Genomic DNA, 15,956 nt, shown 5'->3' with positions numbered 1-15,956 from the left:
TGCTTTTAAATGAAAAAACCCGCGACCGCGGGTTTTTTCATGGACTGGAAATAACGAAGATTAATCTTCGTAATTCTCAATCGCCGGACAAGAACAAATCAGGTTACGGTCACCGTACACATCATCAATACGGCCAACGCTTGGCCAGAACTTATGAGCGCCCAGGTCTTTAACCGGATAAGCCGCCAGTTCACGGGAGTAAGGACGTTCCCAATCACCGGTAACCACTTCAGCGGTGTGAGGAGCGTTTTTCAGCGGGTTGTTTTCCGCGTCTAACTCACCACGTACAACGGCATCAATCTCGCCTTTAATCGCAATCATGGCGTCAGCGAAACGATCGATCTCAGCCTGAGATTCAGATTCCGTCGGCTCAATCATGAAAGTACCCGCAACCGGGAACGACATGGTTGGCGCGTGGAAACCGTAGTCCATCAGGCGCTTAGCGATATCCACCTCGGTGATACCGGTTTCGGCTTTGATCGGACGCAGGTCAACGATACATTCGTGCGCGACACGGCCGTTCTGACCAGAGTACAGAATCGGGTAGTGCGTACTCAAACGCTTAGCCAGGTAGTTGGCTTTCAGCAGTGCGGTTTGAGTCGCTTTACGCAGGCCGTTGCCGCCCATCAGGGTGATGTACATCCAGCTGATGTTGAGGATCGAAGAAGAGCCGTAAGGCGCTGCGGATACCGCACCGTTGCCTTTGGATTCGTTGTCGATCGGACGTACCGCGTGGTTCGCCACAAACGGTGCCAGGTGTGCTGCCACACCAATCGGGCCCATACCCGGGCCACCACCACCGTGTGGGATAGCGAAGGTTTTGTGCAGGTTCATGTGTGTTACGTCAGCACCAATATGACCCGGAGAGGTGATGCCTACCTGAGCGTTCAGGTTAGCGCCATCCATGTACACCTGGCCGCCGTGCTCATGAATCAGGTCGCAGATTTCACGTACGCCTTCTTCATAAATACCGTGGGTCGATGGGTAGGTCAGCATTAAGCAAGACAACTGATCGCCCAGCTCTTCGGCCTTGGCTTTCAGGTCCGCGAAATCAACGTTGCCGTCTTCATCACAGTCGGTCACAACCACGCGCATGGAGGCCATTTGCGCCGATGCCGGGTTAGTACCGTGGGCAGAGCGAGGAATCAGACACACGTTACGGTGACCTTCGCCACGGCTCTCGTGGTATTTCTTAATCGCTAACAGACCGGCGTATTCGCCCTGCGCACCGGAGTTCGGCTGCATACATACTGCTGGCAGGCCAGTGGCTTGCTTCAGGTAGTCGTCCAGCTCGGCAATCATCTGCTCGTAACCTTCGGTCTGAGACTGAGGCGCGAACGGGTGGATGTTGCCGAATTCTGGCCAGGTAACCGGAATCATTTCGGTGGTGGCGTTCAGCTTCATGGTACAAGAACCCAGCGTGATCATGCTGTGGTTCATCGCCAGGTCTTTTGACTCCAGACGCTTCATGTAACGCAGCATCTCATGTTCCGTGTGATGGCTGTTGAAGGTCGGATGAGTCAGGAATTCAGTATTACGGGTAACGTTTGCCGCGATGCTGGTGCTGCCGTTGGCAACGATGTCAGCGTCCAGAGCGTAAACGTCCAGGCCGTGGCCTTCGCCAATGATTACGTCGAACAGTTCAGCAACGTCTTCGGCAGAAGTCTTTTCACTCAGGGTTACACCCAGAGTATCAGCGTCGATACGCAGGTTCAGTTCAGCTGCTTCAGCGCGTGCCAGAACCGCATCACGGTCAGCCACTTTTACGGTTAAGGTGTCGAACCACTGGTTGTTGGTGATTTCTACGCCTTTCGCCTTCAGACCCGCCGCCAGAATATCGGTCAGACGGTGGATGCGACCAGCGATGGTTTGCAGACCTTTAGGGCCGTGGTAAACCGCGTAGAACGCAGACAGGTTAGCCAGCAGCACCTGAGCAGTACAGATGTTGGAGTTGGCTTTCTCACGACGGATATGCTGTTCACGGGTTTGCAGTGCCATACGCAGCGCAGGCTTGCCCTGAGCGTCGATGGAAACACCGATAATACGGCCAGGAATCGAGCGCTTGAAGCTGTCTTTAGTAGCGAAGAACGCAGCGTGCGGGCCACCAAAGCCCATTGGTACGCCGAAGTGCTGGGCGTTACCCAGTACGATGTCGGCGCCCATTTCGCCCGGTGCTTTCAGCATGATCAGCGCCATCAGGTCGGAAGCAACGGCCGCCATGGCGTTCTTCTCGTGCAGTGCCGCAATCACGTCGGTCAGATCGATCACTTCACCGTCTACGCCCGGGTACTGGAACAGCGCACCGAATACGTCGGCGTTGGCTGCTTCAGCCGCAGGACCTACCTGTACGTCCCAGCCAAACGCTTCGGCACGGGTTTTCACCACGTCGATGGTTTGTGGCAGGCAGTTTTCATCCAGATAGAAGGTGTTGGATTTGTTCTTACGTACGGAACGCTTGATCATCGCCATGGCTTCCGCCGCGGCAGTACCTTCATCCAGCAGGGAGGCGTTGGCCAGTTCCATACCGGTGAAGTCGATCACCATTTGCTGGAAGTTCAGCAGAGATTCCAGACGACCCTGGGCGATTTCCGGCTGGTATGGCGTGTACGCCGTGTACCAACCCGGGTTTTCCATCACGTTACGCAGGATCACCGGTGGAATAATGGTGTCGTGGTAACCCATGCCGATGTAGCTTTTAAAGACCTTGTTTTTCGCAGCCAGAGACTTGAGGTAGTTCAGGGCTTCAAACTCGGTGCGGCTGTCGGTGATCTCCAGGAACGGCTCCTGCAGAATATCAGCCGGTACAATTTCAGCGGTTAATGAATCCAGAGAATCGGCACCAATGCTTTGCAGCATGGCGTTTTCTTCGCTGTGATCAATGCCAGCGCCATCGGAACCAATATGGCGGCCAACAAAGTTGTCGCGCTGTTCCAGCTCTTTTAAAGACAATGTGGTCATGGGATGTCTCGTACGTCTTTATGTCAGAAAAGAAAAAGCCCCGGTTGTGTAGAAGCAAGGCCGAGGCTTTTGATATTTACGGAAACTCAGATACCTAAGGTATTAGTTGCACTCAGCTTCGTATTGATCAGCAGTCAGCAGGCCGTCGTAGTCGCCTTCGTTCGCTGGCTTGATCTTGAAGAACCAGGCTTCGCCGTATGGGTCTTCGTTTACTTTTTCCGGAGCGTCTACCAGGTCTTCGTTGATCGCTACGATTTCACCAGAGATTGGTGCGTAGATGTCGGAAGCAGCTTTTACAGACTCAACAACAGCGATGTCGTCGTCAGCGGCTACTTCAGTACCTACTTCTGGCAGCTCAACGAATACTACGTCGCCCAGCTGTTCTTGTGCGAAGTCGGTAACACCAACAGTGATGGTGCCGTCTTCTTCTTTACGCAGCCACTCGTGGGATGCAACGTATTTTAATTCTGTTGGGATATTGCTCATCAGTTTTCTCCGTACGGTCTGACGCTTTTTTAACATTTAAACTTTTGCCGATTAATCGGTAATTTTTCAGCCGCACCCATCGTAAGGCACATCCCTGTGCCTGCGATGCGCCCGCAACATCCTGTTGCTGCTTTAGAAAAACAACCAATCAATCGACTGAAAGATTGAAGTACCGAATGTTGTTCAAAACAGCAGCCGGGAGCTGCGTGGTCATCACCGGAGCATGGACGCGATTGTGATGGCCGTGGCTGAACAATATTGGGTGCTTTAATCACCTCGTTTCCGGGTGATTATTCAAAAACCTTCTTACCGTTACGTACAAACGGTAATTTCACAACGCGGGCAGGAATCAACTTGCCACGCATTTCAATTTCACAGCTGTCGCCGGTACCCTTAGGTACGCGCGCCATCGCAATCGAGTGCTGCAGGGTTGGTGAGAAGGTACCGGAAGTCACTTCACCCTCACCAATACCGTCGACAACCACTTTCTGGTGAGAACGCATCACACCACGGGTTTCCAGTACCAGGCCAACCAGCTTAGGAATATCACCTTTGGCTTTTTCAGCTTCCAGCGCTTTACGACCATTAAAGTCACGCTCAGCCGGTTCCCAGGCGATGGTCCAGCCCATACCAGCCTGTAGTGGGCTGATGGTTTCGTCCATATCGTTGCCGTACAGGTTCATACCCGCTTCCAGGCGCAGAGTATCACGAGCGCCCAGACCTGCCGGTTGTACACCAGCGTCTACCAGTGCTTGCCAGAAATCCGCAATTTCAGCTTCCGGAATCATGATTTCCAGGCCGTCTTCGCCGGTGTAACCGGTGCGGGCAAAGAACCAGTCGCTTTGTGGCAGACCCTGGAAGATCTTCAGGCCACCAACCAGTTCAGCTGCTTCAGGCTTAACCTGTTTCACTTTCTCAATCGCATTAGGACCCTGAACCGCCAGCATGGATAGCTCAGGACGCTCAGTCAGAGACACATCAAAGCCCGTGCTCTGTTTGTCCATCCACTCCAGATCTTTTTCGCGGGTGGCACAGTTCACAACGGTGCGGTACCAGCCGTCCATGTTGTAAACGATCAGATCGTCGATGACGCCGCCATCTTCGTTCAGCATGCCGGTGTATAACGCTTTGCCGGCATCTTTTAACTTATCAACGTCGTTGGCGAGTAATTTTTGCAGGTAGGCTTTGGCATCACTGCCTTTCACGTCCACGATGGTCATGTGCGAAACATCGAACATACCAACGTCTTCACGGACGGCATTATGTTCCTGAATCTGCGAACCGTAATGAATTGGCATGTCCCAACCACCAAAATCAACGATCTTGCCGTTGGCTTCGACATGCTTTGCGTAAAGGGCGGTTTGTTTACCCATATAGTCCTACCTGAAAGTTGTTGTCGTTCGGCTAATAGTTAACCATAACGGCAATAAAAAAGGGCAGGCAGTATAGCGCTTAAATTCAGCTTATTCACCCCTAAAAAGCACTTTTATGTACGATGGTTCCAAAATAAAGCAGGCCAGATGTCATCTGGCCTGGTGCGATGTTCATGAAGGAATATAAAGTCCAACATGAAAAAAACAGAAGTTGTCTGATTGGTCAGAAAAGCACGGGGGTTTTTCTGTCATTTCGGGCGTTATACCCAGCTTGGCTGGCGCTGAATGGCGCGCATCGACAACTGCACCTGACCTTCCATTAAGGTTGCAAAATCGACCGGAAGTTCCTGACGCTGATAAAAGCCGTCAATCGCCAGGGAGGCGAAGCCGTGCATTGAGGTCCAGCAGGCGTTGGCCAGCAGTTTCGGGCAGTGATCGAGGAAGTCGCCGCTGTCGATCCCCTGTTCTACTAAGTTCATCAGTACCGCAAATGAGCTCATGCCTGCTTCCATCAGATCCGGATAGTTTTCGCGGTTTTCAATACTGGGGCCAAATACCAGCTTGTAACGCTCCGGGTTATCAATGGCGTATTGCAGGTAAGCGCGGCCGCAGTTGCAGACGTTCTGAGGTGGCGTTTGTTGTGGCTTCAGTTCTTTGGTGGTGACCATCACCATTTCTGCAAAGGTATCTTTGGCGATTTCGACCAGCAGATGATTTTTATCTTTGAAGTGGCGGTAAGGCGCGGTTTGCGATACGCCCACTTTTCTTGCTAACGCACGCAGGCTGAGTTTTTCAACACTGGTTTCACGGATCAGCTCAACCGCGGCCTGCAGCAAAGCGACCTTCAGGTTGCCGTGATGGTACTGACCAGTGGTGGTGGAAGGTTGAGGTTCCGGGTCTGCAGGGACTGCTGCGCTCATATTCGATCCATGTTTTTAAATTTACATGCGGTCATTCAACCCAAGTCTGTGTGCAGCGTCAACTTTGTGTTGACGGTGTAAACATGCTCGTCATACTATGTATTCGCTGTAAACATGTGGCGAAAGGCGCCAATGTTTTTATCAACAACACAGCAGTCGATACATTCTTCTAATAACGATGGCGACCATTCCGGAGGCCAATATGTACTCATCCCTGCAATCACTCTTAAAATCAGGCCGCTCTCGGGCTGTTTCTTTTCTGACTCTGACACTGCTCAGCTTTTGTGTTTCTGCCCAGGCGCCACTGCCGGTAGAAGTGATGGAAGCCGAAGTAGTGGATTACGCTCGTAATATCCATATCAGCGGTATGCTGGAAAACAAATCGGAACAAAACCTGGCCTTTAAGATTGGTGGACTAATCAGGAAGGTAAAAGTTGACGAAGGCCAGTGGGTTAAGCAGGGACAGGTACTGGCGTCACTTGATCTGGAAGAGATTGATGCCCAGGTAGCTAAGGCCGAATCAGTACTGGCTAATGCCGAACGTAATCTGGCGCGTTTTCAGTCGCTGCAGGGGTCTAATGCTCTGTCAGTTGATCGCTTACAACAGGCGGAAACTCAGGTAGATGTTGCCCGCTCTGACTTAACCGTTGCACGTTTTAACCAGCGTCATGCGGTTATTCGTGCACCGTCGGCGGGTCGTATTCTGAAGCGTTTTATTGAACCGAATGAGCTGGTTGCCACAGGCAAGCCGGCTTTTTTGTTTGCTTCCACCAAAACCGGTTGGGTGCTACGTGCCGGAGTGACGGATCGCGATATCGTACGCCTGACGTTAAACGACAAAGCTCAGGTACGTTTTGATGCTTATCCGGATCAGTTATTTGATGCCGAAGTCAGCGAACTGGCGGGTCGTGCCGATGCGACGCAAACCTTTGAAGTAGAACTCCGCCTGTCCGGTAAAAATCAGCAGGGTGAAGCAAAAACTCTGTTAGCCGGTTTTGTTGGCAATGCCTTAATCGAACCGAGCCAGCACCAGAAGGTCAGCCTGTTACCGATGAGTGCCATGGTAAAAGGCGATCGTGGTGGTGTGGATATTTATCTGGTTGATCAGGGAAAACCTGTAATGCGCCATGTGCGGTTAATTGGTCTGGATGGCGAGCATCTGGTGGTGAGCGGTCTGAACAGTGGTGACCAGGTGATTGTTGCCGGTGCGCCTTATGTACAGCCAGGCCGTGAGCTGAAGATTATGAATGCAGCGGTTGCTGCTATCAGTAAATAACTGATACAGGAAAACCGTTATGCAATTACCTGCACTCGCTATTCGTAATCACCAGTTTACGCTGGTGATGTTTTTGCTGTTGGTCCTGTTGGGTGTGGTGTCCTTTTTTACGATGCCACGTTCAGAAGATCCGCAATTCGATTTTTCTGCGGCCATTATCAAAGTGGTGAATCCGGGGACAACGCCACTGGATATGGAAAAGCTGGTGGTCGACCCGATTGAATCGGCCATTAACGAGCTGGATGATTTACGAGAATTAAAAACCAACGTTGAAGATGGTCTGGCGGTCATCCGCGTAGAGTTTCTTTACGGTACCGATCCGGAAGATAAATATGACGATGTTGTGTCGGCGGTGGCGCGGGTGCGTGATCAGTTACCCGACAGCATCGTAGATCTCGATATTGATAAAATCTCTCCGGCGGACGTCAGCATTCTGCAGCTGGCGCTGGTTTCTGAAACCGCCAGCTATCAGCAATTAAAACGCCATGCCGAAGCAATGGAACAACGCATTGAGCGCCTTAATGGGGTAAAGCGTGTCGATATTGCAGCACTGCCGAAACTGGAAGTTCAGATTCAGGTCGACCAGCGTAAAGTCAACGGCATGGGAATCAGCCTCGATGAAATTTATGCGGCGGTAAATACCGCTGCCCAGAACTTACCGGGTGGTCATGCTAATGCCGGTGGTCGTCGTTTTACCGTACGAACCAGTGGTGATTATGAATCATTGCAGGCAATTGGTGACACGGTTGTACGTGGCCAGACAATACAGGGGAATGCCGGGCGACTGATTTATCTGCGCGATATCGCCGATATTTCATTAACCGAAAGTCTGCCAAGTTACCGCGCGAAATTTAATAATCGTCGTGCTGTTTTTGTTTCGGTTGTGCAGCGCAAAGGCAGCCAGATCTTCCAGGTCATGGAAGGAATTAAACAGGATCTGGCGGATTATCAGCAACAACGTTTACCACAATCCATCGAAATCGAAACCGTAATGGATCAGAGCGCCAGTGTAGAGCGTCAGATTGATGGTTTTTTCAGTAATTTAAATCAGGGCCTGGTTTTAGTCGCTGTATTGTCGATTATTGTTTTAGGTTTTAAACCGGCGCTGGTTGTGGTTACTGCGATTCCGTTGTCGATTTTTATTGCCATCGGCTGGGTTGATTTATCCGGTTTTGGTTTGCAGCAAATGTCGATTGTTGGTCTGGTGATTGCGCTGGGCTTATTGGTCGATAACGCGATTGTCGTGGTGGAAAATGTTGCGCGTCATTTACGTGATGGCGACTCCCCCAGGGAAGCGGCGATTGCTGGTAGCTCTCAGGTTGCCTGGGCCGTGGCCAGTGGCACGTTAACGACGGTATTGTCATTCTTACCTATGTTATTAATGCAAAACGGTTCCGGCACCTTTTTGCGGGCGATGCCGGTGACCGTGGTATTGACATTATTTGCGTCGCTGTTAATTGCACTGGCGTTAACGCCATTAATTGCCAGCAAGTTGGGTAAGTCGGCGAGTAAAACCACACGCTCACAACAGAAACTCGAAGCCATTTCTTCGGGTGTTTACAAACGCTGGCTGGACCGGGCACTGCGTCATCCGGCAAAAGTGCTGGCGATTTCCCTGACGTTATTAATTGCCAGTTTGTCGTTGTTCCCAATGATTGGTGTGAGTTTATTTCCGAAAGCGGAAAAACCGATGATTCTGGTGAATATCGATATGCCGGAAGGCACGGGTTTCGATCAGACTCAACAAATGGCCGACCGGGTTGAAGCCATCGTACGGGAAAAAGAACTGGTGGTGGATATCGCCCAGAACGTTGGTCGTGGTAATCCGCGTATTTATTACAATATTTTCCCATCCCGCCAAACGGTCAATTTTGCTCAGCTGTTTATTACCCTGAAACAAGGTGACTTGGGCGTTGTTGAACCTATGGTGGCCGAGCTGCGTAAAGAACTTGGTGATATTGCCGGGGCGCAGATAATCGTAAAAGAATTTCTGCAGGGGCCTCCAGTGGTTGCTCCGGTTGCCATCCGGGTAATTGGTGAAGACCTGGATAAAATTCAGGCGGTTTCCCGCGACGTCGCCGATATTATGGATCGTACGCCGGGTATTGTGGGAGTCGATAATCCGGTGGGTAAATATAAGGTTGATTTGCGCGTTAATATTAATCGCGATAAAGCCGCCATGCTGGGAATTCCGTTAAATAATATCGACCGCACGATCCGTACCGCGTTAGTGGGCTTACCCATGGGTGTTTATCGTGATGACGATGGCGAGGAATACGATCTGGTATTACGTCTGTCTGAATATCCACGCCCGGAACTGGCAACCTTTGATGATATTCAGGTACCGACTGCGAATGGCAAACTTGTGCCGTTATTACAGGTGGCAGAGGTTCAGCTGGAAACCAGTATTGCGCGTTTCCAGCATTTCGATACCGAACGTATGGCACGGGTAACTGCGGATGTATTACCGGGCTTCACGACCGAGAAAGTTACCAATGCTGTAGTTGAGCAACTTGACCAGTACGCCTGGCCAGATGGTGTTCATTATGCAGTCGGTGGTGAACAGGCGAACCGTAAGCGCGCATTTGGCGGTATGGCAAAAGCGTTAATTCTGGCGGTGTTTGGTATTTTCGCCGTGCTGGTGTTGCAGTTCCGCTCCTTTATTCAGCCATTAATTGTGTTTGCGGCGATTCCTTTTGCGTTAATTGGTGCTCTGGTTGCGCTGTTTATTACGGGTTATACCTTCAGTTTTACTGCCTTTATTGGTTTAACGTCGTTGGTGGGCATCGTAGTGAACAACTCCATTATTCTGGTGGATTATGCCAATCAGATGCGTCTGCAAGGCATGGAGCAATTGGAAGCGATTGCAGCGGCTGCTCAAACCCGTTTTGTCCCGATTGTGCTGACCACGCTGACAACCATTGGTGGCTTATTACCGTTAACCTTGTCCGGCTCCAGTATGTGGTCACCGATGGGGTGGGCGATTATTGGCGGATTGCTGGTGTCGACATTATTGACCCTGATTGTGGTTCCTGTGCTGTATCGCTATCTAGGAAGGATGTCCTAGTTTGATGTTTGTATAGACAAACATAACAATAGTCACCGATAAAAAAGCCATACCCCCTAAGTTTGGGGGTGTGGTTTTTTTATGCCCTGAGATACACTCCGCCACCGTCTAAATGTAAAGAATTATCCCAACTGTCTTTACACATAATTGTTCAGGGAAATCTCAAGGATCAGATATGAACACTCCTTTCTCACGAAAGTTGCTGGTAACAGCAATTGCCAGTGCTGCGTTAATTGGTTGCGGCGGTGGTGGCTCCTCCGATAGTAAAGATTCATCCGGTGGCGGTGATAAAAAACCCGGCAACGAAGTTGTGGTTGAGCGGGTATCGCTGACGGGTCTTGCGGTAAAAGGCTTGTTGAAAAATGCACCGGTTGTTGCTACTTCTCTGGCCGATGGCTCAGTGTTGAAAAACACTCAAACGGATGAGCAAGGTCGTTACAATTTAAGCGGCATTGAGCATACCGGCCCGATCCTGGTGACATTGACCACCGATGTAGACACCCAGGCAAAATGTGACGCCGTATTGGGTTGTGGTAACGGCGTCGCCTTTGGTGACTTTTACGCATTTAACGACAGCGACTTTGAATTAACAGCCGTATTACCGTCGGCTAACCTGGCCGCTGATCAACCATTAATGGTCACGCCAATTACCCACCTGGCGGCACAGCGTGTGGTAACCGCAGGTGATACCGACCCGGCCCGTATTGAAGGCACCTTACGCGCTACTGCAAAACTGGTTGGCCTGGAAGGTGTGAATATTAATTCTCAGACTCCGGCCGATGTGACTGACCCGGAGGATATGAAAGACGCTTCTTCCGGCGAACAGAAATACGGTGCTGTGGTGGCTGCACTTGCCAATATCAGTGGTGGTGAAGCCGATAAAGTGGCCGATGTTATCGAAAATCTGACCGATGACTATAAAACCGACGGTGCATTGAAAAACAAAGAAGCCACCGCGGGCGATGATGTCAGCCTGGAAGAGTTGTTTGAAAATTCGGAATCGGTTCTGGATAAATCTGAGGAGGTTGCGAAAACTGCCAATGTTGAACTGGGGTCACAGTTCAAACAGGCACAAATGGAAATTCAGCAGAAAGAACAGGAAGCCGAGCAGGCGACTGAAGAGGAAACCAGCGCACCTGTTGTTGATGTTCAGCCACAGCCACAACCGGTTCCTGACGATATTAAAGAAGATAACAAGCCAACTGAACCGGCACCTGTTACTAAAGAGCAGGCGGTCAGCAAAGGTCTGACATTATTGGAAGATCTGAATAATTGGCATACGGCGTTAACCGACGAACGTAACGAAACACTGACCACACCGTTTGTTGATCAGACTAATGCCACCGGTGAGCTGGTTGGGGCGGTTGATGACGGCTCCAAGCTGGTCAGTGTCGTGACTGAGTATCTGATATCAGAGAATACGCGCGATGTTTCTTGTGCTACTGACGCTCCGGCACCTCCGCCATTACCGGCTGAACCACCTGAAGAGTTCGATCCAAATAACAGTGGTGTTATCAGTGAAGGAGAGATGTCTCCACCGCAGGCTAATCCGTCTGACGAAGGCGTAGTACCCGCAGTGCTGGCTCAGACCGCCGCTATTGAATGTGATTCGGAAACCGAAATTGATACGGGTCCGGTATTCGATGTTATTAACGAAGCGATGTCATTGGCGACATTGGCTGGCTTTATTCGTGAAAAGGCACCAGAGGCAACCAATTACAGCCTTGATAGCGCTGTTCGAAATGGTTACCGCGGAGCGTTTGCTGAGACCAATGACAGTGGCGTGTACGCTGCTCTGGGTTCACTGAACGTGGATGTGTCGGATGCTCAGGATAAGAACAACAGAAAATACACCTTCACTCGTCAGGTTACCGAAGACGATGAAGTTATTAACTACACCGCTGAAATTCAGACTGAAGCGGTGACGGCTGAAAATAAAGCGGTGATCTCCGTATTGTCATTCAACGGCAGCGTTACTCCGGCTGAAGGTTCTGACAATGAAGCCTTTTACCTTAAGAAGCAGGAAAATGTTGATTTTGGTGTCGTAACACTGACCTTCAAAGATGCTGATGCTTTAAACGCATTCCTGAACAAAGGCGAAAACTCAGACTCTGATTTAATTAAAGCCACAGCGGACTTCCGATCACTGATCAGTGATAACGCTGATCTGGCGAATGCCGATAAAACCGCTCAAATGACCATTGATCTGGATTTAGCCAACACAACCAATGCTGATGATGTGGCGAAGCGGGATGTAACGCTGAAGGGCAGTGTGATTGTTCGTGCGGATGTTAAATCAACCGGTGAATCCCTGGTGGGTACCTTAACGCTTAATTCGGTTAATACAGCAGCCGATGATCCCGCAGAAGAAGGAACCTTGCTGGAGCTTGCTAATGGCAACACCAGTCTGAGCTTTAACGGCACGCTACTGGCAAAAGGAAAAACCGAAGCAGGTAACGATGCGTCTATTAATTTTGATGGAACCATCAGCGCCACGGCTGAGTATTTCCGTAATCTGGCAAGTGATAAGGCGTACGCAGATAATGCTACTGCCACTTTGAACATTAACAAACTTCATATCAATGAAGAGGTTAATGGCACCACTCAATTGATCAAGCTGGAAGATGCCAAAGTTGAAGCCACGGCAGGTATTCTGAGAAATCCTGCGGGTGGTGTATTTAAATATGCTGGTGAGCCGGTTTATATGATTAAACAACTGGCTGTTACCGGTAAGTTGTCGGTAGAAAAAGACGGAAACAGCAGCGCAGTCGTTTCAATTAATGCGGTTGCCGATGTTGATGTGGATAAGATTGCATTTAATTCCGTTAATTTGCCTGCGCCGGGTGATGAAATTACCAAGCTGAATTTTAATATGTCGACGGTTCAACGTGATGGTAAAGCCTTCTATCGTTTACAGCCTGATGTTACTAAGCTGCGTCAGGACATTACGGCCAGATATGCAGCCGTTCTGAAAGGTGAGCCTATTGGTGAAGGTAACCTGGATCAAAACTGGTATATCGAAACTGCCGCTCAATGTTCTGAAGAGCAGGAAGGTGGCATAAAGAGCTGTCAGATTACCCAGGCTGTTCAGGCACTGGAATATCGTCTCAGTCCGGCTAATCAGACAATTGCAGAGCGTTTGGAATACATCAAGGCAAATTCTGCCGGCTCTGGTGAAACAATCTTGTCGGTGGAGTTTGCTCGTGAATGTATGGGGTCCGGTGAAAATGACGACACTTTGTTGTATTGCCCGGTCAATATCGTACGTGAAAAAACGTTCAGCAAAGATGATGTAGAAAGTGCGAGCACTGAACAAAGTGTTGCCCGTGCTGAATTGAAAGCGGCGTACAAAGATAATAAATATCCATTCCTCTATACATTCCGCTTCAACTATATTTCGGTTGCTGATGGTGAGATTGACTACGGCATCAGTGAAAATGACGCGGGTGTTAAGGTACCTGAATTTATCGCTGGTGACGCTACACAATACCAGGCTGCAGTGACGCTGGAAGACTCGTATATCAACTTTGATATTCGCGAGTTTGAAAGTGTTGAAGCCTACACTGAGCTGAGTGTTGCTTTGGGTGTCAGCGCAGCAGTAACGGGTTTGGACAATGCCGCCGTTAATATTTTTGCCCAGCGCAATGGCAAGGAAACGGCCGCAGGTAATATCCGTTTGTCTTATGGCGCACGCACGATTGATCTGAGCATTGATTCGCTGGCTGATATTTCAGATGTAACCAAAAACAATCTGACCATTAAAAATCAGGACACCGAAATGACCATTAAAATCGACTGTGTAAATACCGATAGCACGGTATCGAATGCAGAAGATAAAGGGTGTTCCGGTGATCTGCGCTTCCAGGGTGAAATCAGCGTTGCCGGACATAAAGTGGGCGACATTGAAGACCGTAACGGTGTACCGGTATTCGCTTTCGATAATAACGAAACGCGTAAACTGGTGGTGGTTCCGAACTTCCTGGTGACTCAATAATTCAACCAGGTTGATCTGAACTGAAAAAGCCGGGAAATCATTCCCGGCTTTTTTATGCCTGCAGATTATTGACCACCTAAATCAATCGTCGGCCGAAAAATATAGGGCTGATTCAGCTGTGGCGGAACCTGTGGGTAGGGGTTAGCGCCAATGGCGGCTTTGGTTACCCAGCTGTCGATTTGCTGATTACCGCTGCTTTCCAACACCTCAACCTGAGTCACAATCTGGCCAAAATTAATGGTCAGGCTGAGTCGGACTTTCCCGCTGAATGCCTGGGGCGCAATTATTTTCTGATCAAGGTGTGTCAGTAACTGTTGGACGTAGCTTCGTTCAATCGGGTCGGAAAACTGTTCTGCGATCCCTTGTTTTTGTAATTCCCGCTGTTGTTGCTTGAGCTGATGGTGTTGCTGTTCGCTGCTTTGGGCACTGTTGCCTGATTGCTGCTCCGGTTTTTCAGCATCTGTGATTTCTGTAGGTTGTGCTTTTTCTTTTGCTACTTCTCTCTGTGTTTCTTGCTGCACTTTTTTCTGCTGTTCTTGAGGTGGTTGTTTTGCCTCGGTAACGGCCGTAGATTTCAGGTCGGACTCGGTTGTTTGTTCTGGGGTAACCTGATGATTACTGCTGGCTTGGCTACTGATGACTTTTTTATCCGCCGATGCAGCTTGATCCTGCTCGGTCGTTTCTATTGCCACAGCAGCTTCCAGGTCCTGATTCTGTGGTTCAGCAGAGTCTGAATTCCGGGCGTTGCCTTGCTGTTGCTCAGGCTGTGGTTGAAGCGACCGACTTTGCTCCAGAGATGGGTCCTGATCCTGCTTGTTTGCGCCTTGTGGCTGTGCAGTTACCAGTTTGGCATTAATTACCCGGGAGCTGATGATTTCTTTTTCTGATGAATTTTTAATCAGCAACAGGCTGTGTGCAGCAAAGGATAAAGCCAGCGTGATAATGATCAGACGATGACGTTTTAACCAGTGACGTGACGATGTCTGGTATGGAAGCGGTTTTGTTGCAGGCGTTGCGACGGATTCTGCGGGTGTTGCGACGGCGTCTGCGACCGGGTTTGATGAATTTTCAGACAAATCTGCCATTGTCATAGCGCTTTGCTATAGCCTCGATTGGAAAAACTAATCACCGCTTGGTTGTTGGATAGTATAGGTGGGATTAACCTGAAACGCGTTGTATCATACTCGCTTCAAATCATGCAGTTATGCAAACTTTCTATCAAGGAGTTCAAACATGAGCGTATTAGTAGGTAAGCAAGCCCCTGACTTTACCGTTCCTGCGGTACTGGGCGATGGCACCATCGTTGACGAGTTTTCTCTGTCAGAAACCATCAAGGGCAAATATGCCGTTATTTTCTTCTACCCACTGGACTTCACTTTCGTATGTCCTTCTGAGCTGATCGCTCTGGATAAGCGTATGGACGCGTTCAAAGCTCTGGGTGTTGAGGTGATCTCTGTATCTATCGATTCTCACTTCACTCACAACGCATGGCGTAACACCGATATCAACGCTGGTGGTATCGGTCCGGTTAAATACACCATGGCTGCTGATATCGATCACGGTATCTGTAAAGCATACGACGTTGAAACTGAAGGCGGTGTTGCTCTGCGTGGCGCATTCGTAATCGACAAAGAAGGCGTTGTACGCGCTCAGAACATCAACGATCTGCCACTGGGTCGTAACATCGACGAGCTGGTACGTCTGGTTGAAGCGCTGCAATTCCACGAAGAGCACGGTGAAGTTTGCCCTGCTGGCTGGAACAAAGGCGACAAAGGTATGGACGCTTCTCCGGAAGGCGTTGCTAAGTACCTGTCTGAAGGTACTGAGCAGCTGTAAGCTGAGCTCTTTATCTGAAAAACCCGCTTCGGCGGGTTTTTTTATG

Annotated in this window: 9 protein-coding genes; 4 read left to right on the top strand and 5 right to left on the bottom strand. The window is 49.8% G+C overall.

The window, feature by feature from the left end:
- Nucleotides 1-60 precede the first annotated feature (60 nt).
- The 4 genes from gcvP to ACOQOZ_RS08490 form a co-directional block, all read right to left on the bottom strand.
- Nucleotides 61-2,958 carry an aminomethyl-transferring glycine dehydrogenase gene (gene gcvP / locus ACOQOZ_RS08505; protein WP_420591842.1) on the bottom strand — a complete coding sequence of 966 codons (2,898 nt, stop codon included), beginning with the start codon at nt 2,956-2,958 and terminating at the stop codon, nt 61-63.
- Nucleotides 2,959-3,060: 102 nt separating this feature from the next.
- A complete protein-coding gene (gene gcvH, locus ACOQOZ_RS08500; protein ID WP_068658004.1) occupies nt 3,061-3,444 on the bottom strand; it encodes a glycine cleavage system protein GcvH in 384 nt (127 codons plus the stop codon).
- A gap of 290 nt (nt 3,445-3,734) precedes the next feature.
- Nucleotides 3,735-4,817: a glycine cleavage system aminomethyltransferase GcvT gene (gcvT, locus tag ACOQOZ_RS08495; RefSeq protein WP_420591841.1), complete on the bottom strand. Its 1,083-nt coding sequence runs from the start codon at nt 4,815-4,817 to the stop codon at nt 3,735-3,737.
- A gap of 260 nt (nt 4,818-5,077) precedes the next feature.
- Nucleotides 5,078-5,737: a TetR/AcrR family transcriptional regulator gene (locus tag ACOQOZ_RS08490; protein WP_420591840.1), complete on the bottom strand. Its 660-nt coding sequence runs from the start codon at nt 5,735-5,737 to the stop codon at nt 5,078-5,080.
- A gap of 202 nt (nt 5,738-5,939) precedes the next feature.
- Between ACOQOZ_RS08490 and ACOQOZ_RS08485 the strand changes: the two genes are divergently transcribed.
- The 3 genes from ACOQOZ_RS08485 to ACOQOZ_RS08475 all read left to right on the top strand — a co-directional run bounded on the left by ACOQOZ_RS08485 (nt 5,940) and on the right by ACOQOZ_RS08475 (nt 14,074).
- A complete protein-coding gene (locus ACOQOZ_RS08485; RefSeq protein ID WP_420591839.1) occupies nt 5,940-7,013 on the top strand; it encodes an efflux RND transporter periplasmic adaptor subunit in 1,074 nt (357 codons plus the stop codon).
- Between the two features lie 19 nt (nt 7,014-7,032).
- Entirely contained in the window at nt 7,033-10,080 is a 3,048-nt protein-coding gene (locus ACOQOZ_RS08480; RefSeq protein ID WP_420591838.1) for an efflux RND transporter permease subunit, read from the top strand.
- Between the two features lie 175 nt (nt 10,081-10,255).
- A complete protein-coding gene (locus ACOQOZ_RS08475) occupies nt 10,256-14,074 on the top strand; it encodes a hypothetical protein (protein WP_420591837.1) in 3,819 nt (1,272 codons plus the stop codon).
- A gap of 65 nt (nt 14,075-14,139) precedes the next feature.
- Here the strand turns inward: ACOQOZ_RS08475 and ACOQOZ_RS08470 are convergent, their stop codons facing one another.
- Nucleotides 14,140-15,165, bottom strand: a complete 1,026-nt coding sequence (locus ACOQOZ_RS08470) for a hypothetical protein (protein WP_420591836.1) — start codon at nt 15,163-15,165, stop codon at nt 14,140-14,142.
- A gap of 142 nt (nt 15,166-15,307) precedes the next feature.
- Between ACOQOZ_RS08470 and ACOQOZ_RS08465 the strand changes: the two genes are divergently transcribed.
- Nucleotides 15,308-15,910 (top strand): peroxiredoxin, encoded by a 603-nt coding sequence (locus tag ACOQOZ_RS08465; RefSeq protein ID WP_420591835.1) that lies wholly within the window; start codon nt 15,308-15,310, stop codon nt 15,908-15,910.
- Nucleotides 15,911-15,956: the final 46 nt, after the last annotated feature.

Origin of the sequence: Bacterioplanoides sp. (assembly GCF_965219715.1) — a bacterium.
In the GTDB taxonomy this organism is placed as follows: Bacteria; Pseudomonadota; Gammaproteobacteria; order Pseudomonadales; family Oceanobacteraceae; genus Bacterioplanoides.
This window is presented reverse-complemented; position numbering and strand designations above follow the sequence as displayed.